The sequence below is a fragment of the Achromobacter sp. 1012554356 genome, from assembly GCF_059760815.1.
Map to the genome: position 1 here is coordinate 1 of NZ_JCBANC010000012.1, position 17,908 is coordinate 17,908.

The 17,908-nt window shown below is 68.2% G+C and carries 22 protein-coding genes; 20 read left to right on the forward strand and 2 right to left on the reverse strand.

What is annotated here, in order from left to right; translation table 11 throughout:
• The 19 genes from AC6LJW_RS07895 to AC6LJW_RS07985 form a co-directional block, all read left to right on the forward strand.
• A partial coding sequence (locus AC6LJW_RS07895; protein ID WP_498086911.1) for a beta-ketoacyl synthase chain length factor occupies nt 1-604 on the forward strand: 604 nt, incomplete at its 5' end.
• Nucleotides 601-1,464, forward strand: coding sequence for a lysophospholipid acyltransferase family protein (locus tag AC6LJW_RS07900; RefSeq protein WP_156395259.1), 864 nt, complete (start codon nt 601-603; stop codon nt 1,462-1,464). The genes AC6LJW_RS07895 and AC6LJW_RS07900, both read left to right, overlap by 4 nt.
• The gene (locus tag AC6LJW_RS07905; RefSeq protein WP_498086912.1) at nt 1,445-1,705 is read left to right on the forward strand and encodes a phosphopantetheine-binding protein; all 261 of its coding nucleotides are present in this window, start codon (nt 1,445-1,447) and stop codon (nt 1,703-1,705) included. The genes AC6LJW_RS07900 and AC6LJW_RS07905 overlap by 20 nt, the downstream gene beginning before the upstream one ends.
• 16 nt (nt 1,706-1,721) lie before the next feature.
• The gene (locus tag AC6LJW_RS07910; protein ID WP_056569797.1) at nt 1,722-1,976 is read left to right on the forward strand and encodes an acyl carrier protein; all 255 of its coding nucleotides are present in this window, start codon (nt 1,722-1,724) and stop codon (nt 1,974-1,976) included.
• Nucleotides 1,973-2,521 carry a COG4648 family protein gene (locus AC6LJW_RS07915; RefSeq protein ID WP_498086913.1) on the forward strand — a complete coding sequence of 183 codons (549 nt, stop codon included), beginning with the start codon at nt 1,973-1,975 and terminating at the stop codon, nt 2,519-2,521. The genes AC6LJW_RS07910 and AC6LJW_RS07915 overlap by 4 nt, the downstream gene beginning before the upstream one ends.
• 3 nt (nt 2,522-2,524) lie before the next feature.
• On the forward strand, nt 2,525-4,231 hold the full coding sequence (locus AC6LJW_RS07920; protein WP_498086914.1) for an ApeI family dehydratase: 1,707 nt from the start codon (nt 2,525-2,527) through the stop codon (nt 4,229-4,231).
• Nucleotides 4,218-4,970, forward strand: coding sequence for a glycosyltransferase family 2 protein (locus AC6LJW_RS07925; RefSeq protein WP_498086915.1), 753 nt, complete (start codon nt 4,218-4,220; stop codon nt 4,968-4,970). Before AC6LJW_RS07920 ends, AC6LJW_RS07925 begins: the two co-directional genes overlap by 14 nt.
• The gene (locus AC6LJW_RS07930; protein WP_498086916.1) at nt 4,967-5,890 is read left to right on the forward strand and encodes a lysophospholipid acyltransferase family protein; all 924 of its coding nucleotides are present in this window, start codon (nt 4,967-4,969) and stop codon (nt 5,888-5,890) included. The genes AC6LJW_RS07925 and AC6LJW_RS07930 overlap by 4 nt, the downstream gene beginning before the upstream one ends.
• Nucleotides 5,883-6,335 (forward strand): acyl-CoA thioesterase, encoded by a 453-nt coding sequence (locus AC6LJW_RS07935; RefSeq protein WP_056569787.1) that lies wholly within the window; start codon nt 5,883-5,885, stop codon nt 6,333-6,335. The genes AC6LJW_RS07930 and AC6LJW_RS07935 overlap by 8 nt, the downstream gene beginning before the upstream one ends.
• Nucleotides 6,323-6,946 (forward strand): outer membrane lipoprotein carrier protein LolA, encoded by a 624-nt coding sequence (locus tag AC6LJW_RS07940; protein ID WP_498086917.1) that lies wholly within the window; start codon nt 6,323-6,325, stop codon nt 6,944-6,946. Before AC6LJW_RS07935 ends, AC6LJW_RS07940 begins: the two co-directional genes overlap by 13 nt.
• Nucleotides 6,930-9,272, forward strand: a complete 2,343-nt coding sequence (locus tag AC6LJW_RS07945) for an MMPL family transporter (RefSeq protein WP_498086918.1) — start codon at nt 6,930-6,932, stop codon at nt 9,270-9,272. Before AC6LJW_RS07940 ends, AC6LJW_RS07945 begins: the two co-directional genes overlap by 17 nt.
• A gap of 25 nt (nt 9,273-9,297) precedes the next feature.
• Complete coding sequence (locus tag AC6LJW_RS07950; RefSeq protein WP_056569784.1) at nt 9,298-10,560, forward strand: NAD(P)/FAD-dependent oxidoreductase; 1,263 nt, start codon at nt 9,298-9,300, stop codon at nt 10,558-10,560.
• Nucleotides 10,561-10,597: 37 nt separating this feature from the next.
• On the forward strand, nt 10,598-11,155 hold the full coding sequence (locus tag AC6LJW_RS07955) for a DUF3261 domain-containing protein (protein ID WP_056569782.1): 558 nt from the start codon (nt 10,598-10,600) through the stop codon (nt 11,153-11,155).
• A complete protein-coding gene (locus tag AC6LJW_RS07960; RefSeq protein ID WP_498086919.1) occupies nt 11,152-12,351 on the forward strand; it encodes a beta-ketoacyl-[acyl-carrier-protein] synthase family protein in 1,200 nt (399 codons plus the stop codon). Before AC6LJW_RS07955 ends, AC6LJW_RS07960 begins: the two co-directional genes overlap by 4 nt.
• On the forward strand, nt 12,348-12,803 hold the full coding sequence (locus AC6LJW_RS07965) for a hotdog family protein (RefSeq protein WP_056569778.1): 456 nt from the start codon (nt 12,348-12,350) through the stop codon (nt 12,801-12,803). Before AC6LJW_RS07960 ends, AC6LJW_RS07965 begins: the two co-directional genes overlap by 4 nt.
• Nucleotides 12,800-13,531, forward strand: a complete 732-nt coding sequence (gene fabG / locus AC6LJW_RS07970; RefSeq protein ID WP_427985371.1) for a 3-oxoacyl-ACP reductase FabG — start codon at nt 12,800-12,802, stop codon at nt 13,529-13,531. The genes AC6LJW_RS07965 and fabG overlap by 4 nt, the downstream gene beginning before the upstream one ends.
• Nucleotides 13,531-14,757, forward strand: a complete 1,227-nt coding sequence (locus tag AC6LJW_RS07975) for a beta-ketoacyl-ACP synthase (RefSeq protein WP_498086920.1) — start codon at nt 13,531-13,533, stop codon at nt 14,755-14,757. The genes fabG and AC6LJW_RS07975 overlap by 1 nt, the downstream gene beginning before the upstream one ends.
• A gap of 65 nt (nt 14,758-14,822) precedes the next feature.
• Nucleotides 14,823-15,263 carry an excinuclease gene (locus AC6LJW_RS07980; RefSeq protein ID WP_498086921.1) on the forward strand — a complete coding sequence of 147 codons (441 nt, stop codon included), beginning with the start codon at nt 14,823-14,825 and terminating at the stop codon, nt 15,261-15,263.
• A gap of 94 nt (nt 15,264-15,357) precedes the next feature.
• Entirely contained in the window at nt 15,358-15,816 is a 459-nt protein-coding gene (locus AC6LJW_RS07985) for a GatB/YqeY domain-containing protein (protein ID WP_498086922.1), read from the forward strand.
• Between the two features lie 2 nt (nt 15,817-15,818).
• Here AC6LJW_RS07985 and dinB read toward each other — a convergent pair whose 3' ends face one another.
• Nucleotides 15,819-16,916: a DNA polymerase IV gene (gene dinB, locus AC6LJW_RS07990; protein WP_498086923.1), complete on the reverse strand. Its 1,098-nt coding sequence runs from the start codon at nt 16,914-16,916 to the stop codon at nt 15,819-15,821.
• Between the two features lie 75 nt (nt 16,917-16,991).
• Between dinB and AC6LJW_RS07995 the strand changes: the two genes are divergently transcribed.
• Nucleotides 16,992-17,414 carry a PaaI family thioesterase gene (locus tag AC6LJW_RS07995; protein WP_498086924.1) on the forward strand — a complete coding sequence of 141 codons (423 nt, stop codon included), beginning with the start codon at nt 16,992-16,994 and terminating at the stop codon, nt 17,412-17,414.
• 32 nt (nt 17,415-17,446) lie between these two features.
• On the opposite strand, the gene AC6LJW_RS08000 is transcribed toward AC6LJW_RS07995, so the two are convergent.
• Complete coding sequence (locus AC6LJW_RS08000; protein ID WP_498086925.1) at nt 17,447-17,902, reverse strand: BPTD_2524 family lipoprotein; 456 nt, start codon at nt 17,900-17,902, stop codon at nt 17,447-17,449.
• Between the last annotated feature and the right edge of the window lie 6 nt (nt 17,903-17,908).

Consider the following 17,908-nt stretch of genomic DNA (forward strand, 5'->3'; position numbering starts at 1 on the left):
CCTCGACTTCTTGCCCCCCATGCAACGACGCCGCCTCAGCCCCCTGGCTCGCGGCGTATTTGCCTGCGCGTGGCCATTAGCCGACGGCTACCCGGACATGCCCTTCGTGTTTGCCTCGCGGCACGGGGAAACCACGCGCAACTTCGGGCTGCTGGACTCGCTGGCGGCCGACGAGCCGCTGTCGCCCACGGCCTTCGGCCTGTCGGTCCACAACTCGATCGCCGCGCAATGGTCGATCATACGCCGTGAAACGGCAGAGTCCGTTGCGTTGTCCGTCGAGGACGACGGCCTGGAACACGCCTTCATAGAAGCCGCGCTGCTGTTCGATCAAGGGCACGACAACGTGCTGGTCGTGCTGGCCGAAGAATCGCCGCCGGCCCCCTACGCGCCGTGGGTGGACGACGTGCCGTTCTCGTATGCCGCCGCCTTCCGCCTGCGTCCGGGCACGGACTGGGCGCTGACGATGGATCCCGCCGGCGGTGACGACGCGGCGCCGCAGGTCTGGCCCAATCCCTTGAACCTCGTGCGCCACCTTGCGCTGCAGACCCAAAGCTGGCGGCATGCCAACCGCAGCCGCCAATGGACCTGGACCCGAACCGCATGACGACTCCGGCTCAAATCCGTCAAGATTTCTGGCTGTGGCGCCTGTTCGCCACCGGCATGGCCTTCACCATGTTCGGCGTGGGCGGGGTGCTGCTGCGCCTGATGGTGTTCCCGCCCCAGCGCCTGCTGCCCGGCGATCGCCAAGACCGCCAGCGCCGGGCGCGCTGGGCCCTGAACGGCACCTTCCGGCTATTCATCCGCTTCATGGTGCGCGTGGGCATCCTGACCGTGGAATTCAAGGGCGCCGAGCGTCTGGGCCGCCCGGGCCAGATGATTCTTGCCAATCACCCGTCGCTGCTGGACGTGGTGTTTCTGGTCGGGCACGTCAAGAACGCCAACTGCATCGTCAAACACGGCCTGGCCACCAATCCTTTCACGCGCGGTCCCGTCGCGAACGCCGGCTACATCACCAACGACGAAAGCTTCGACATGTTCGACCGCGCCGCCGACGTACTGCGCAACGGCGAAACGCTGATCGTCTTTCCGGAAGGCACGCGCACGCCGCCCGACGCCATGCCCCAATTCCATCGCGGTGCATGCGCCATTGCGCTGCGCGGCGCGCAGGTCGTGACGCCGGTCGTGATCCGGATGAATCCTCGCAGCCTGACCAAGGGCGAGCCCTGGTACCGGATTCCGCCTTCGCGCATGCGATATGTCATCGAGGTCGGTGAAGACATCGACCCAACCACGTGGAGCCGCGTGCATCCGCTGCCCATCGCGGGCCGCAAGATGAACGCCCACCTGCACGCCTATTTCGAAGCCGAGCTGGCGCGCAGCGCGCCGGCCGGCGCACCAATGAATGCGCTGTCGCCCAAGACGGCGCAAGTGGAGTCAAAGCAGGATGAATCAACTGGAACTTGAGCTGAAAACGCTCGTCATCGAGTCCCTTGGGCTCGAAGACATCACGCCCGATGACATTGACCGCGAAGCCGCGCTGTTCGGAGACGGACTGGGCCTGGATTCGGTCGATGCGCTGGAGCTGGGCCTGGCGCTGCAAAAGCGCTATGCGATCACCATCGATCCCGAAACGCGCAACATGCGCGAGCATTTCGCCAGCATCGCCAGCGTGGCGGCATTTGTCACTGCGCAACGCCGCGACTGACGCATACGGAGTCCCCATGCACACCCGCGACGAAATCTTCAACACGCTGCGCGGCGCCCTGGTCGAACTGTTCGAAATCGAACCGGAACGGATCACGCCCGACGCGCATTTGTACACCGACCTGGAAATCGACAGCATCGACGCGATCGACCTCATCGACCACGTGCGCCGGCAGACCGGCCGCAAGCTTGACGCCAACGATTTCCGCACGGTCCGCACCGTCGAGGACGTGGTGCAAGCCATGATGCAAAAGCAGGATCCGGCCGCATGAGCCGTGGCGTCGCGGCCGCCTTGGCCGCCGCCGCCGTGGCCTACCCGTTCATCGTTTACGCGACGCTGGAACACGTAAGCGCCGCGTGGCTGGCCTTGCCGCTGGCGCTCTTGTGGCTAGCCCGCGGTTTGACCGCGCGCGCCGCGCAGCCGGGCGACAGACTGTTGCCCGCCGCCGCGCTCGTCTTCTGCCTGATCCTGGCCGTGTCCAATTCCGAGAACTGGCTGCGCTGGTATCCCGTGCTGGTCAACGGAATGATGCTGGCCATCTTCGGCATGAGCCTGCGCACCGGCATGCCCGTCGTGGAACGCCTGGCCCGATTGCGCCATCCCGATCTGCCGTCCGAGGGCGTGCGCTACACCCGGAACGTGACGCGCGCCTGGTGCCTGTTCTTCGCCCTGAACGGCACGATCGCCGCCGCGCTTGCGGCCTGGGCGCCGTGGAGCTGGTGGGTGGCCTATAACGGCTGCGCCAGCTATGTCCTGATGGGCCTGATGGCCGCCGGCGAATGGCTGATGCGCCCCGCCGCGGCAAAGGCGGCCTGAGCCATGGCCTGGACACCCCTGCCCCAACTGCTGTTGCCCGCCGTCGGCGCGCTAGCGAACGCCGTGATCGCGGATAGCCCGCTGATTGTCCGCGACGTTTTCGCACAGGACAGCCTGCGCATCGCGGGCGCCTTGCGGGCGCGTTCGGTGAAGCGCGCCGCGCTCTGGTTCGACGACGCCGTGGACCTGGCGTGCGCGCTGTTCGCGTGCTGGCGCGCGGGCGTCGTGGCCGTCCTGCCCGGAGACAACCAGGCGCAGACCTGCAACGGCCTGGACGCAGCCGTCGACGCGTGGCTGACGGATGCCGACCTGCCCGTGCCTTCGGCGCGGCGGTGGCGCCTGGCTGACCTGCACGGCCACCCGGCGCTTGACGCCGCGGAGCTGGATGAATCCTTGACGCTGGTGCTGTGCACATCCGGCTCCAGCGGCACGCCAAAGCACATCGTCAAGCAATGGCGTCAGCTCGCGCAAGAAGTGCAGGCGCTGCAGCACCAATGGCCGGACACGCACACGCCCGTGCTGGGCAGCGTGTCAGCGCAGCATATGTACGGCCTGCCCTTTCGCGTGCTGTGGCCGCTTTGCGCGGGCCGTCAGATCGACCGGCGCCAGCGGCTCTACCCCGAAGACCTGCAGCAGGCCAGTCTGCGCTATCCCACCTTTGCCTGGATCGCCAGCCCCGCGCTGTTGCGGCGTCTGGGCCAGCGCCTGGACTGGGCGCAATTGCGCGGACGGCTGACCCGCATCCATTCCTCGGGCGGCGCGCTGCCGCCCGAGGTCTCCGACGATATCGAACGGTCGCTCGGGCTGCGTCCCACCGAGATCTATGGCAGTTCGGAAACGGGCGCGGTCGCCTGGCGCACCGGCGACGCCGACTGGCAGCCGCTGCCGGGCGTTGCCGTTGACCTGAATGAAGCAGGCGCCCTGCGCGTATCGTCGCCCTGGGTTCAAGCTGACGAGCAGCAGACGGCGGATGGCGCCGAGGTCACCTCGAACGGTTTCAGGCTGCTGGGCCGCCTGGACCGCATCATGAAGATCGAGGACAAGCGCGTGTCGCTGCCCATGGTGGAGCGGGCGCTGATGGAACATGCGTACGTAACGGACGTCCGCCTGGGCAAGGCCGCCGGCGCCCCGCGCCTGGCCGCGCTGGTGGCGCTGTCGGCACACGGTCTTCATGCCCTGCGCAACCAGGGCCGCAAGGCTGTCGTGGACGCGCTGCGCGGCCATCTGGCCGCGCGCGTGGAATCGCTGGCGGTGCCGCGCACCTGGCGGCTGCTGCGGCATCTGCCCGTCAATGCCCAAGGAAAATTGCCGCAAACGGATTTCGAGGCGGCTGCCGGCCCGCGCCCCGTGGCTCCCGCTGCCATCCCGGCCGACGCGCCCGAGCAGCCCGGCAACGAGCGGCGCTACACGTTGGACATTCCCTACGACCTTGCCTATTTCAGCGGCCACTTCCCCACGGCGCCGGTCGTGCCGGGCGTGGCGCAGATCACCTGGGCCATGTCGCTTGCGCAGCGCGACCTGCATCCCGGACTGCACTTTGCGGGCATGGAGGCGCTGAAGTTCCAGCGCCTGCTGCGTCCCGGCGACACCGCCGTCCTGGCGCTGAAATGGGATGCCGCCAAACAGAAGCTGTACTTCGCGTTCACGGTGAATGATTCGCCGTGTTCGTCCGGACGCGTTCTTCACGAGGCAAGCCATGACGCCGCATAAGCTGTGCGCCGTCATCCCCGTGTACAACCACGGCGGCACCGTCGCGGCAGTCGTTGCGCAGCTTGCCGCGTACGGCCTGCCCTGCGTGCTGGTGGACGACGGCTCCGAGCCCGCCTGCGCCGCCGTGCTGGACGAGCTGGCCGCGCACCCTGATACGCAACTGGTACGCCGCGCCGTCAACGGCGGAAAAGGCGCGGCGGTGCAGGACGGCCTGCGCGCCGCGATAAAGCTGGGCTACACCCACGCGCTGCAAGTGGACGCCGACGGCCAGCATGCGCTGCACGACATTCCGATGTTTGCGCGGATGTCGCGCGAACAGCCGGATGCCGTCATCTGCGGCGCCCCCGTGTACGGCGACGACGTGCCGCGCAGCCGCCTCTATGGCCGCTGGCTGACCCGCATCTGGGTCTGGATCAATACGCTGTCGTTCGACATCCCCGACGCCATGTGCGGCTTTCGCGTCTATCCGCTGGCCAAAGTCGTGCCCGTGATCGACGGGACGCACGTCGGGCGGCGCATGGACTTCGACATCGCCGTCCTGGTGCGGCTGCATTGGAAGGGTGTACGCATGGCATGGTTGCCGACGCGCGTGGCCTATCCCGAGGGCGGCATCTCGCATTTCAAGGGTCTGCAGGACAACGTGCTGATCAGCCGCATGCACGCGCGGCTGTTTTTCGGCATGCTGGCCCGATCGCCGGTGCTGTTGTGGCGCAGGCTGGCCCGGAGCGCCCCGCGATGAGCGCGGCCGATCCGCATTGGGCCGGGCAGCGCGAACGCGGCAGTCCCGTGCTGATGCGCCTGACGGCCTGGGCCGCGCGCACACTGGGACGACGCGTGGTCGCTCCCGTGGTCTGGCTGGTGGTGCTGTATTTCTATGCGTTCGGCCCGCGCGCGCGCCGCGCGATTGCCGCGTACCAAGCGCGCGTGGCCCGCGCCGGCGGCCTTGCCGCGCCCCTGCCCCGCGCCTTTCCCGTGTACCGGCAGTACCTGGCCTTTGCCGTCGCCATGCTGGACAAGCTGGACGTATGGCAGGGCAAGATCACGATGGCGCGCCTGGACATGGCGGACCCGGACGGCCTGCACGCCCAGATGGGCCATGGCCGCGGCCAGATCCTGGTGGGCTCGCATCTGGGCAATATCGAAGTCTGCCGCGCGCTTGCCGAACAGACGGGCGCGCTGCGGCTCAATGTGCTGGTCCACAGCAAGCACGCCGTTCACTTCAACCGCCTGCTCGACGAAGCCGGCGGCGGGCTGCGCATGATCCAGGTCAGCGAGCTGGATGCCGCCGTCATGCTGGATCTGGCGGAGCGCCTGGACCGCGGGGAATGGCTGGCCATCGCCGGCGACCGCGTGCCCCTGCGCGGCGACCGCACGGTGCCCGTGCAATTCCTGGGCGCCACGGCGCTGTTTCCGCAAGGCCCGTGGCTGCTGGCCGGCCTGCTGGGCTGCCCCGTGAACCTGCTGTCGTGCACCCGGCACGGCGGCCGCTACCGTGTGTCGATGGAGCGCCTGACCGCGCGCATCGAATGGACGCGCGCCACCCGGCAGACGCAAATCGCCGCCTGGACCCAGCGCTATGCCGACCGCCTGGCCGCGCATTGCCGCGAGGCGCCGCTGCAGTGGTTCAACTTCTACCCATTCTGGAAAGACGATGCGTAAACGTGGCGCGATCGGCGCGGAAGTCGAAATCCGTGTGCCCTTCTTCGATGTCGATTCGATCAACGTCGTATGGCATGGCCATTACGTGAAATACCTGGAGCAGGCGCGCTGCGAGCTGCTGGACCGGATCGGCCACAACTACGACGCGATGCGCGCCAGCGGCTACGCCTGGCCGGTGATCGACCTGCACCTGCGCTATGCCCAGCCCGCGCAGTTCGGCCAGCGCCTCATCGTGCGCGCCGAACTGGTGGAATGGGAACATCGGCTCAAGATCAACTACCTGATCCAGGATGCGGAAACCGGCCAACGGCTCACGCGGGCCACGTCCGAACAGGTGGCCGTCTGCATCGCCACCCGCGAAATGCAACTGGCCTCGCCTGCCGTCTTCGTCGCCGCGGTGCAAGGCGCGCTTCAATCCCAGGAGGCTGGCGCATGTCCTGCCTGAACGTCTTTTCGCGCTTTAACCGCTTTCTGTGCCTCTTGGCGCTCACCCTGCTGCCCTTGACCGCCAGCGCGTTCGACCTGAACGACCTGCAGCAACAACTGCGCGCCACGCCGATCGTGCGCGGCCAGTTCATCCAGCAGAAATTCCTGCGTTCGCTGCCCCAAGCGCTCACCAGCCGGGGCGACTTCACGCTCGCGGCCGGCAAGGGCCTGTTGTGGCTGCTGCGCACGCCCATCGCGCAGGACCTGCGCATCAACGCCGACGGCATATCGCGCCGCGACGAATCGGGTGCGTGGCAAGCGCTGCCGCAGCACACCGGCGCGGGTCGTGAGAACCAGCTTTTCCTGTCGGTGCTGGCGGGCGATACCCGCGGGCTTCAAGAAAACTTCGACCTGACGCTGACAGGCGAGGCCAACGCCTGGCAACTGACGCTGACGCCACGCTCGGCGCTGCTCAAGCAGATCTTCACCGCCATCCAGATCGACGGCGGCACCCTGGTCGACCGCATCGAACTGCGCGAGACGCAAGGCGACCGCAGCGTCCTGCAGATGACCGGCGCGGTCGCGGCTGTTGCCCTGACGCCTGAGGAACAGCGTGCATTCGCGGACTGAACGCTGGCTGCCCCGCCTTTTCAAGCTGGGGCTGCTGCTTGTGCTGCTGGCCGGCGCCTGGCAATGCCGCCATGGCTGGCCGGTGTCGGCCAACCTGATGGAACTGGTGCCGCAGAGCGCCAATGACGCCACGCGCCAACTGGCCGAGGATCGCATCCAGGAGCCGTTGTCGCGCCAGCTCATCGCGCTGGTCGCCACCCAGGACGGCGCCACCCCCAAGGGCGCCGACCCCGCGCAACCGGCGCGGCTGCTCGCCCAGCGGTGGACGGACAGCGGGCTCTTTTCCGTCGTGCAGGTGGAACTGAACGTGGACCTGGCCGCCGTGCGCGAGCAGCTGCTGGCCGGCCGCCTGGCCATGCTGCCGCTGGCGGACCGCCGGCTGCTGGACTCGGACCCTGCCGCGTATGCACAGCGCCGGGCGCGCGAGCTGTCCGATCCCTTCTCGTCATCGGGCCTGGTTCCGGCCGACCAAGACTGGCTGGGCCTGACGCGCCGCGCCGAACAATCGCTGCGGCCCGGCGGAAGCGTGCAGTACGACATGGGATCGGGCACCCTGCAGGCGCAGCAGGCCGGCCGCCGCTGGGTGCTCGTGCGCGCCGAGACCCGTGGTGACGCGTTCGATGCGGACGCGCCGCAACGCATCGCCGCGCAGATCGACCAGGATCGGGCGGCCTTGCAGGCCGATGGCGCGCAGATGCTGGTCGCGGGCGGTGCGCTGTACGCCGCGGCCGGCAAGGCGCAGGCCGACGCGGAAGGCAGCTGGATCGGATCCGGCGCCACGATCGGCATCGTGCTCGTCCTCTTGCTGGCGCTGCGCCGCTGGCGCGTGCTGCTGGCGTTCGTGCCGGTGGCTGTCGGGCTGGTGACAGGCGCGGTCGCGTGCGTCGCGGTGTTCGGCTCGATCCACGTGTTGACGCTCGTCATCGGCGCCAGCCTCATCGGCGTGGCGGTCGACTTTCCCATGCACTGGCTCGGCAAGAGCTTCGGGATGCCGGACTGGCAGGCCTGGCCCGCGCTGCGCCGGGTTCTGCCCGGCCTCACGATCAGCCTGGCCGCCAGCCTGGTCGGTTATGTTGCTCTCGCATTCACCCCGTTCCCCGCGCTGACGCAGACGGCCGTGTTCTCGGCGGCGGGTCTGCTTGGCGCGTACGCCTGCACCGTCTGCCAACTGCCGGCATGGATGCGCGGCTGGCAACCGCGTCCGTGGCTGCCCCTGCTGCATGTTGCGCAAGCCGCGCTCAAGATGCGCGAACGGCTGGGCAACCGGCGCGGCGTGCTGTGGGCCGGCGTGGTGGTCATGGCAGCCGTCACGGTTGGCGGCATCGCGCGGCTGGGCATCCAGGACGATCTGCGCCAATGGCTGAGCCTGCCCGCGCCCCTGATGCAGCAGGCCCGGCAGATCGGCGAGATCACCGGCTACGTGCCGACGAGCCAGTTTTTCCTGGTGCGCGCCCCCGATCCCGATGAACTGCTGCGGCGCCAGGCGTTGGTCGCACAGCAGATCGACACGCTGGTCCAGCGTGGCGGCCTTGCCGCCTACAACGCGCTGAGCCAGCTCGTCTCCCCCGCCGCCGACCAGCAGGCGCTGGCCCGCCGCCTGGCCGAACTGGCCGGCGAACCGCTGGCGTGGAAGCCCATGACGGACCTGGGCATTCCGTTCGAGGCCGTGGCAGCGGAGCTGCGGTCGCTCGCGGCGTTGCCGGTCGTCACCATCGACGGCGCGTTGCAAGGCCCGCAGGCCGAACGCTGGCGCACGCTGTGGCTGGGCCAGCATGGCGGCGAATACGCCGGCATGATCTCGCTGCTGGGTCTCAGCGACCCGGTCGCGCTGCAAGCCATTGCGCAGTCTGCGCCCGGCGTCACGCTCGTCGATCGCAGCGGCGAACTCAATCGCATGTTCGCCGCCACCCGCATCGAGGCCGCCGAACTCAAGCTCCTGTCCTATGTGGCCGCGGCCGTGCTGCTGCTGCTGACGCTGGGACGCGCCGCCACCTGGCGCATTCTGGCCGTACCGCTTGCGGCCACCGTCTGCAGCCTGGCCGCGCTGGGTTATCTGGGCCAGCCGTTGACGCTGTTCAGCCTCTTCGGCCTGCTGCTGGTGTCGGCCATCGGCGTGGACTACGCCATCTTCATGTACGAGCGTGTCGCCGGCGCCGCCGCCAGCCTCGTCGGCATCCTGCTGGGCGCGGTCACGACGCTGCTGTCGTTCGGCCTGCTTGCCCTCAGCCACACGCCCGCCATCGCCAACTTCGGACTGGCCGTGGCGCTGGGCGTCGCGTTTTCGCTCTTGTGGGCGCCCTGGGTCGGTCCGCCGCGACGCGCCTGAAACCAGCCTCTTTCATCAAGGAATCATGGAAACATCCAGCATGGAACATCGGGAAGTTGTGGTTATCGGGGCCGGCCCCGCCGGCGCGGTTGCTGCCGCGCTGCTGAAGCGGCAAGGACATGACGTCCTGATGCTGGAGCGCCAGCAGTTCCCCCGGTTCTCCATCGGGGAAAGCCTGCTGGCGCATTGCCTGGAATTCGTGGAAGAGGCCGGCATGCTGCCCGCCGTCGAGGCTGCGGGCTTTCAGGTCAAGAACGGCGCCGCGTTCGCGTGCGGCGACGCCTACACCTACTTCGACTTCCGCGACAAGTTCACCGCCGGCCCGGGAACGACCTTCCAGGTGCAGCGCGCGCAGTTCGACAAGGTGCTGGCCGACGACGCGGCCCGCCAAGGCGTTGAAGTGCGCTACCAGCAGGAAGTCACCGCCGCCGACTTCGGCGATGCAGGTCCCCTGCTGGACGTGCGCCGCGCCGACGGCAGCGCCTATCAGGTCAAGAGCCAGTTCGTGCTGGACGCCAGCGGTTACGGCCGCGTGCTGGCCCGCCTGCTGGACCTGGAACGCCCCTCGGCGATGCCGCCCCGCAAGGCGATCTTCACGCACATCGAAGACCGCATCGACGATCCGGGCTTTGACCGCGAGAAGATCCTGATCACCGTCCATCCCGAACAGCGCGGCATCTGGTATTGGCTGATCCCCTTCTCCAACGGCCGCTGCTCGTTCGGCGTGGTCGGCGGCGAAGACCTGTTCGGCGGTCCCGGCGAGGATCTGATGACCACCCTGCGCGCCATGGCCGATGCCGCGCCCAACCTGAAGCGCGTCTTGAAGAACGCCGTCTGGGACACCCCCGCCAACACGATCGGCGGCTACTCCGCCAGCGTGACGCGCCTGCACGGTCCCGGCTACGCCCTGCTGGGCAACGCCGCGGAGTTCCTGGATCCGGTGTTCTCGTCGGGCGTCACCATCGCGTTGCGCTCGTCCAAGCTGGCTGCGGACGCCTTGCACCGGCAGCTCGGCGGCGCCCAGGTCGACTGGCAAAGCGAATTCGCCGACCCGCTGATGATCGGCGTGGAAACGTTCCGCGCGTATGTGCAGGGCTGGTACACCGGCGAGTTCCAGGACGTCGTCTTCTACCAGCAGGCGCAGCCGGAAATCCGCCGCATGATCAGCTCGATCCTGGCGGGCTACGCCTGGGACACGAGCAATCCCTTCGTGGCCAACCCGCAGCGGCGCCTGCGCGTGCTGAGCGAACTGTGCCGCGCCGGCAGTGCGGTCGCCCAGCCGGCCTGAACCCGCACTGAACGGCATTAACCCCCAGCAACCCGTCATGACCGCCATTCCCGCCCCGTTCCTGTCCACCCGCCGCGCCCTCGTGGCTACGTTGGCGCTGCTGGCCCTGGCCGGCTGCGCCGGCGCGCCGCCCCTGCCCGCGCGCGACGCCGCTTTTTCGCTGCCGCGCCAGTTGCATGTGGTGCAGACGGCGCCGGGCCAACCCGCCCTGGACCTGCTGCTGGTGGTCCAGCGCGAAGACGCCGCCTTGCGGTGGTCGCTCTTCGACCCGATGGGCGTGCCGCAGGCGCGGCAGATGCTGGAAGGCGGGACATGGCGTAATGACGGGTTCATGCGGCCCAACGCGCAGGCCCGCGATCTATTTGCCGCGCTGATGTTCGCCTGGACGCCGGCAGCGGACCTTGACGCGGCCTATGGCGAGGCGTCGTGGCGCACGGCGTCATCACAAGCCGGGGCGGCGCAACGCCTGCTGCTCGACGGCGGCCAGGTGCGCTGGACCGTCACGTATCCCGCCGACGCGCAAAGCCAGGCATTGTCGATCCGCACTAACAGCGACGTGACGTGGCGGATCACCCCCCTGAAGGAGCAGCCATGACGACCTGGCTTGGCACCCCCGGCGTCGTATGCGCGCTGGGCGCCGGCGTGGACGACGTTGCCCGCGCCGCCTTCGCCGGCGATACCTCCGGCATGCGCGCCCAGGATGGCTGGGTGAACGGCCGCACGTTGACGCTGGGCGCCTGCACCGGCGCGCTGCCGCCGCTGCCTCAGGAATTGCCCGCGCATCACCACAGCCGGAACAACCAGTTGCTGCTTGCGGCCGCCCTCCAGATCGAAGACCGCCTGCGCAGCGCGATTGCCCGATACGGCGCCGGCCGGGTCGCTGTGGTGCTGGGCACCAGCACGTCGGGTGTGAACGACAACGCGCCCGCGTTCCGCCATCTGCGCGCGCAGGGCGCCTGGCCCGGCGGCTACGACTACCGCCGTCAGACGCTGTCCTCGCCCGCCGACTTCCTGGCGCAATGGCTGGGCGCAACGGGCCCGGCCTACACGCTGTCCACCGCCTGCACGTCCAGCGCCCGTGCGCTGCTGTCCGCGCGCAGGCTGCTGCAGCTTGGCCTGTGCGACGCGGTGGTCTGCGGCGGCGCCGACACGCTCTGCCGCCTGACCATCAACGGCTTCGCCACCCTTGAAGCGGTCGACGAAGGGCTGTGCGCGCCCTTCTCGGCCAATCGCCGCGGCATCAACATCGGCGAGGCCGGCGTCCTGTTCCTGATGGAACGCGACCCGGCCGATGCCAACGCCGTGGCGCTGCTGGGCGGCGGCGCCAGTTCCGACGCCTGGCACATGTCCGCGCCCGATCCCACCGGCGAAGGCGCGCGCCGCGCCATGCAGGCCGCGCTGCGCTCGGCGGACGTCGACGCCGCCAGCATCGGCTGGCTGAATCTGCACGGCACCGGCACCCCGCACAACGACGCCATGGAAAGCCACGCCACGCACGCCGTGTTTCCGCAGGGCGTGCCCTGCGCATCGACCAAGGCGCTGACCGGCCACACACTGGGCGCGGCTGGCGCGCTGGAAGCGGTCCTGGCCTGGATCACGTTGTCCGCGGCGAACGCCCACGGTGCACTGATGCCGCACGTCTGGGACGGCCAGCCGGATCCGGCGCTGCCGGCGCTGGATTTCAGCACGTCCGCGCACCGCTATGCGACGGGCCGTCGGCGGCTGGCAATGAGCAACTCGTTCGCCTTCGGCGGCAACAATGCCAGCCTGGTGCTGGGAGGCCAGTCATGACGACGTGGCCCATCGCCAGCCTGCTGCCGCACGCGGGCGACATGATCCTGCTCGATACCGTGATCCGCTACGACGCGGACAGCCTCACCGCCCGTGCCGTCATCCGGCCCGGCCCCTATTCGCTGCCGGACGGCTCGCTGCCGCCCTGGCTGGGAATGGAACTGATGGCGCAGGCCGTGGGCGCGTGGGCAGGCTGCCAGGCGCGCCAGGCGAACGAAGCCGTCAAGCTCGGTTTCCTGCTTGGCACGCGCCGCTACGAATGCCATGACGCCTCATTGCCCGCGGGCGCCGAGCTCACCGTCCATGTTGAACGCGGCCTGATCGACGCCAGCGGCATGAGCGTCTTCGAATGCGTGCTGCGCGATGACGCGCGCGTCGTGGCCCGCGCCCGGCTCAACGTCTATCAGCCCAGCGATCCCACAATTCTTATGCAGGAAGAAGCCCCCCAATGAGCGCCGACCCCATTCTTGTCACCGGCTCGAGCCGCGGCATCGGCCGCGCCATCGCGCTGGCCCTGGCCGACGCCGGCCACGATCTGGTGCTGCATTGCCGCCAGCAGCGCGCGCAGGCCGAGGCCGTCCAGGCCGACGTGCAGGCTCGCGGCCGCCAGGCACGCATTCTGCAATTCGACGTGGCCGACCGCGCCCAGTGCGCCGCCGTGCTGCAGGCGGACGTCGAGACGCATGGCGCCTATTACGGCGTCGTGCTGAACGCCGGGCTGACCCGCGACGGCGCGTTTCCCGCCCTGACCGGCGACGACTGGGACCAAGTGCTGCGCACCAACCTGGACGGCTTCTACAACGTGATGAGCCCGCTGGCGATGCCCATGATCCGGCGCCGCGCGGCGGGCCGCGTGGTGTGCATGACCTCGGTCTCCGGACTGGTCGGCAACCGCGGGCAGGTCAATTACAGCGCGTCCAAGGCCGGCCTCATCGGCGCCGCCAAGGCCCTGGCCGTGGAACTGGCCAAGCGCCACATCACCGTGAACTGCGTGGCCCCCGGCCTGATCGACACCGACATGATTGACGAGCAAGTACCCGTGGAAGAAATCCTGAAGGCCATCCCGGCGCAGCGCATGGGCCGCCCCGAAGAAGTCGCCGCCACCGTGGCGTTCCTGATGTCGCCGGGCGCCGCGTACATCACGCGCCAGGTCATCGCCGTGAACGGAGGGCTTTGCTGATGAAACGGGTTGTCGTCACCGGCATGGCCGGCATCAGCGCGCTGGGATCGGAATGGCAGGCCATCCAGCAGGCCTTCCAGGAAGGCCGCAGCGCCATTCGCGTCATGCCCGACTGGGCGCGCTACGTGGAACTGAATACCCGCCTGGGCGGTCCGGTCGAAAACTTCCAGACGCCGGCGCACTGGACACGCAAGCAGCTGCGCAGCATGGGACGCGTGTCGCAGCTTGCCGTGAGGGCCGCGGAAATGGCGTTGGACGATGCCGGCCTGCTGGGGGAGCGCAGCATCACCGACGGACGCATGGGCGTGGCGTGCGGATCGTCCGTGGGCAGCACGGCGGAAATCCGCGCCTTCGGCAACATGCTGCTCAACGGCGTCACGGACGACCTGAACGCAAACTCCTACGTGCGCATGATGCCGCACACGACCGCGGCAAACATCGGCATCTTCTTCGAACTGAAGGGCCGCATCATCCCGACCTCCAGCGCCTGCACGTCCGGCAGCCAGGGGATCGGCTACGCCTATGAGGCCATCCGCTACGGCCGGCAGGACCTGATGCTGGCCGGCGGCGCCGAAGAGCTGTGTCCCAGCGAGGCGCTGGTGTTCGACGCACTGTACGCGACCAGCCAGAAGAACGACACGCCCGAACTGACGCCCCGCCCCTACGACCGCGATCGCGACGGACTGGTCATCGGCGAAGGCAGCGGCATGCTGGTGCTGGAATCGCTGGAACACGCCCAGGCCCGCGGCGCGCACATCCACGCGGAAATCGTTGGTTTTGGCAGCAACTCGGACGGCACACACATCACGCGGCCCGAAGCGGCCACCATGCGCGTCGCGATGGAAATGGCGCTGGCCGACGCCGGCCTGCCGCCCGAGGCAATCGGCTACGTGAACGGCCACGGTACCGCGACCGAACAGGGCGATGTGGCCGAAACGCAGGCCACGTCCCGCCTCTTTGGCAGCCGCATGCCCATCAGCTCGCAGAAAAGCTACCTGGGCCACACGCTGGGCGCGTGCGGCGCGCTGGAGTCCTGGTTCAGCATCGAAATGCTCAGGAACGACTGGTACGCGCCCACGCTGAACCTGCAGAATGTCGACCCGCTGTGCGGCGAGCTCGATTATCTGGCCGGCGACGGGCGGCGCATGAGCAACGAGTACGTGATGAACAACAACTTCGCGTTCGGCGGCATCAACACCTCCCTGATCTTCAAGCGCTGGCCGTGATGCCGGCCGGCGCCACGCATCTGCGCTTTCCCGCTTTTCCAACGTATGAACAAGGAATGCAAATCATGAACCTCCCTTGCAAGCTCGCCGGCGCGCTGACCGTGTCGTTTGCCCTGTCCGCCCCGGTCCTGGCCGCGGATCGCACCGTCCACCTGCCCATCGCGGCCGCCATCAAGGCCGCGCAGGACGCCGGAAAGATCGACGGCAGCGTCAAGTTCTACCTGGCCGGCACGGGTCCCAAGGGTAAGGTGGTGGAGGCCGGCGTGGTCACCAACCGCAAGACCAACGCGTTCGCCAAGAAGGACGAAGAGGCTTGCCTGTGGGTCGCCCAGTCCGCCCTGATCTCCCTGCATGAAGCCGCCAAGAAGGCCGGCGCCAATGCCGTCACCAATATCGTCAGCTACTACCGCAAGAACGAGTACCGCAGCACCACCGACTACGAATGCCACGCGGGCGCCATGGTCGCCGGCGTCGCCTTGCGCGGCGACCTCGCCACGGTGAAGTGATCCACGATGATGTGATCCCCGGGCCGGCGCGCGCCCGGTGCGTCCCGGCCCGGTTTACACTTCCCGATTACCGCAACACCACAAAGGTTTACCGATGAGCACTGCTACGCTCAAGACCCGCCTGTCCGACGCCGTCAAGGACGCGATGCGCGCCAAGGCCAGCGAGCGCCTGACCACGCTGCGTTTCCTGCTGGCTGCCGTCAAGCAGAAGGAAGTTGACGAACGTCGCGACCTGTCCGACGCCGAAATCACCGCCATCATCGAAAAGCAGGTCAAGCAGCGCCGCGAGTCGATCGCCGCGTTCGAGCAGGCCGGCCGCACGGAAACCGCCGAGCAGGAAAAGGGCGAACTGGCCGTGCTGCAGGAATTCCTGCCCCAGGCCGCCACCCCCGAGGAAGTCGCCGCCGCCATCGACGCCGCGCTGGCCGAAGTCGCCACGCAAGGCGTGACGGGCGCGCCCGCGATGGGCAAGGTGATGGCGATCCTGAAGCAGAAGCTGGCCGGCCGCGCCGACATGACTGCCCTTTCGCAGCAAGTAAAAGCGCGTCTATAGCGCTAGAAAGCCCCTCCAAACAGATCCGGCTGGCGCGACTGCTCGCCCGGATCTGCGAAGTTGCTCATGCCCACGCCCGCCAGCCGGTACAACGTGTCCGGCGGCAGTTCCACGCGTTCGCATAGCAGCCGGGCCAAGGCGGCCAGTTCCATGGCCGACGTGGGCGGCTGGGCGCAGGTCTGGCTGCGCGTCAGGATGCGGAAACGGTCGGTTTTCAGCTTGAGCACCACCGTGCGTCCCAAGGCGCCCTTCTTCAGCGCCTGATCCCACACCTTTTCCGCCATGCGGTCCAGGGCGTCGCCCACGGCCTCCAGCCGGACATCGTTGGAGAACGTGGTTTCGGCCGACACCTGTTGCAGCGGCTGGTCGGTTTGCACCTCGCGTTCGTCGATGCCCCGCGCCAATTCATAAAGCCGCCGCCCGTAGCGGCCGAAATAGTGCTCCAGTTCCTGCGCGCTGTGCGTGGCCAGGTCGCCCACCGTCTGGATGCCAAGCTGCTCCAGGCGTGACTGCGTGACCTTGCCCACGCCTGGCACCTTGCGCACGGGCAAGGGTTCCAGGAACGCCAGCACCTTGCCGGGCCGCACGACAAAAATGCCGTCTGGCTTGTTCCAGTCCGACGCGATCTTGGCCAGGAATTTGTTCGGGGCCACGCCGGCCGAAGCGGTCAGTCCGGTTTCCTCTCGGATCTGCTGGCGGATCACCTGGGCGACCTCGGTGGCCGAAGGCAGTCCGCACTTGTTGACCGTCACATCCAGGTAGGCCTCGTCGAGCGACAAGGGTTCGATCAGGTCGGTATGGCGGGCGAAGATCTGCCGGACCTGGCGCGATACGTCGCGGTATCGGTTGAAATCGGGCGGCACGTAGATCGCGTGCGGACAGAGGCGCTCTGCCTTGATGGCGGACATCGCGGAATGGATGCCGTAGCGCCGCGCTTCATAGGACGCCGCGCACACGACCGAGCGCGGTCCGGTCCAGGCCACGACCACCGGCTTGCCGCGCAGGTCGGGATTGTCGCGCTGCTCCACGGACGCATAGAACGCATCCATGTCCACATGCACGATCTTGCGCGCAGACTGCACTGACGCCTGCCCCGTCATAGCCTCAATCCCGTGGCAAAAACATATATTATGACCGGCGGCAATCCGCTATTCCTTCTCGCCCACGACGGTTCCATGACTGCACCTGCTTGCCCCAAAACCGACTACTTCGGCCTGACCATTCCCTTCATGAGTTTCATCGGACTGGTGCCGGAAAGCATCGCGCCCGCCTATGCCCGCACCACGCTGCCGTGGCGCGAAGACCTGACCAACAGCCGCGGCGACGTGCACGGCGGCACGCTGATGAGCGTGCTGGACTTCACGCTGTCGGCCGCCGCGCGCGGGTCCGCGGACGGCACCGAGGGCATGGCCACCATCGACATGAACACTACGTTCCTGTCTCCCGCCACGGGCGATCTGGTCATCGAAGCGCGCTGCCTGCGCCGCGGCGCGTCCATCGCCTTCTGTGAGGGCGACATCCGGCGGGCCGATGGCGAACTGGTGGCGCGCGCCCCCGCCACGTTCAAGATCATCCGCCGCCGCCCGGGCGGCGACTGACCTTCTTTCGTCCCGCCTTCCTTCGTCCTGCCTCAGTTCGGCAGGTCGCGCGACGGCTTGACGGGCGGGCGCGGATCCAGCGGCATGTACGTGCTGCACGACACCAGCCCGTAATACACCGCATCCTGCATTGCGCGCATGGCGGCGGCATCCCACGTGCCCTTGCCCCACATCACGATGCGCACGTCCGTGGACTTCGGGCCCTCGGATTTCAGGTCGACGCGCGACATCTCGCGATCGGAATACGGCGCCAGCACGCGCACGACGCCGCTTTGCGCGCTCTCGTTCAGGTCGGACACGACGCGGTAGGCGTTGTCGGTGCTGCGCAGGCACGCGTTGGACTGGCGGATGACCGCGTCATAGGCGTCCTTGAAGGCCACCGGCGCCTTGAATTCGCTGTGCGGCGACGCGCCATCCGGCGAAATGCCGAACGAGCAGCCGGCCAGTCCCAAGGCCAGCGCCGAGGCCGCGACCAGATTCCTGTACATGTAAAT

What these genes read in the sequence shown, in the direction of transcription:
- AC6LJW_RS07900 (WP_156395259.1), top strand. Translation starts at nt 601, where the DNA reads ATGACGACTCCGGCTCAAATCCGTCAAGATTTCTGGCTGTGGCGCCTG.
- AC6LJW_RS07905 (WP_498086912.1), top strand. Translation starts at nt 1,445, where the DNA reads ATGAATCAACTGGAACTTGAGCTGAAAACGCTCGTCATCGAGTCCCTT.
- AC6LJW_RS07910 (WP_056569797.1), top strand. Translation starts at nt 1,722, where the DNA reads ATGCACACCCGCGACGAAATCTTCAACACGCTGCGCGGCGCCCTGGTC.
- AC6LJW_RS07915 (WP_498086913.1), top strand. Translation starts at nt 1,973, where the DNA reads ATGAGCCGTGGCGTCGCGGCCGCCTTGGCCGCCGCCGCCGTGGCCTAC.
- AC6LJW_RS07920 (WP_498086914.1), top strand. Translation starts at nt 2,525, where the DNA reads ATGGCCTGGACACCCCTGCCCCAACTGCTGTTGCCCGCCGTCGGCGCG.
- AC6LJW_RS07925 (WP_498086915.1), top strand. Translation starts at nt 4,218, where the DNA reads ATGACGCCGCATAAGCTGTGCGCCGTCATCCCCGTGTACAACCACGGC.
- AC6LJW_RS07930 (WP_498086916.1), top strand. Translation starts at nt 4,967, where the DNA reads ATGAGCGCGGCCGATCCGCATTGGGCCGGGCAGCGCGAACGCGGCAGT.
- AC6LJW_RS07935 (WP_056569787.1), top strand. Translation starts at nt 5,883, where the DNA reads ATGCGTAAACGTGGCGCGATCGGCGCGGAAGTCGAAATCCGTGTGCCC.
- AC6LJW_RS07940 (WP_498086917.1), top strand. Translation starts at nt 6,323, where the DNA reads ATGTCCTGCCTGAACGTCTTTTCGCGCTTTAACCGCTTTCTGTGCCTC.
- AC6LJW_RS07950 (WP_056569784.1), top strand. Translation starts at nt 9,298, where the DNA reads ATGGAAACATCCAGCATGGAACATCGGGAAGTTGTGGTTATCGGGGCC.
- AC6LJW_RS07955 (WP_056569782.1), top strand. Translation starts at nt 10,598, where the DNA reads ATGACCGCCATTCCCGCCCCGTTCCTGTCCACCCGCCGCGCCCTCGTG.
- AC6LJW_RS07960 (WP_498086919.1), top strand. Translation starts at nt 11,152, where the DNA reads ATGACGACCTGGCTTGGCACCCCCGGCGTCGTATGCGCGCTGGGCGCC.
- AC6LJW_RS07965 (WP_056569778.1), top strand. Translation starts at nt 12,348, where the DNA reads ATGACGACGTGGCCCATCGCCAGCCTGCTGCCGCACGCGGGCGACATG.
- fabG (WP_427985371.1), top strand. Translation starts at nt 12,800, where the DNA reads ATGAGCGCCGACCCCATTCTTGTCACCGGCTCGAGCCGCGGCATCGGC.
- AC6LJW_RS07975 (WP_498086920.1), top strand. Translation starts at nt 13,531, where the DNA reads ATGAAACGGGTTGTCGTCACCGGCATGGCCGGCATCAGCGCGCTGGGA.
- AC6LJW_RS07980 (WP_498086921.1), top strand. Translation starts at nt 14,823, where the DNA reads ATGAACCTCCCTTGCAAGCTCGCCGGCGCGCTGACCGTGTCGTTTGCC.
- AC6LJW_RS07985 (WP_498086922.1), top strand. Translation starts at nt 15,358, where the DNA reads ATGAGCACTGCTACGCTCAAGACCCGCCTGTCCGACGCCGTCAAGGAC.
- dinB (WP_498086923.1), bottom strand. Translation starts at nt 16,916, where the DNA reads ATGACGGGGCAGGCGTCAGTGCAGTCTGCGCGCAAGATCGTGCATGTG.
- AC6LJW_RS07995 (WP_498086924.1), top strand. Translation starts at nt 16,992, where the DNA reads ATGACTGCACCTGCTTGCCCCAAAACCGACTACTTCGGCCTGACCATT.
- AC6LJW_RS08000 (WP_498086925.1), bottom strand. Translation starts at nt 17,902, where the DNA reads ATGTACAGGAATCTGGTCGCGGCCTCGGCGCTGGCCTTGGGACTGGCC.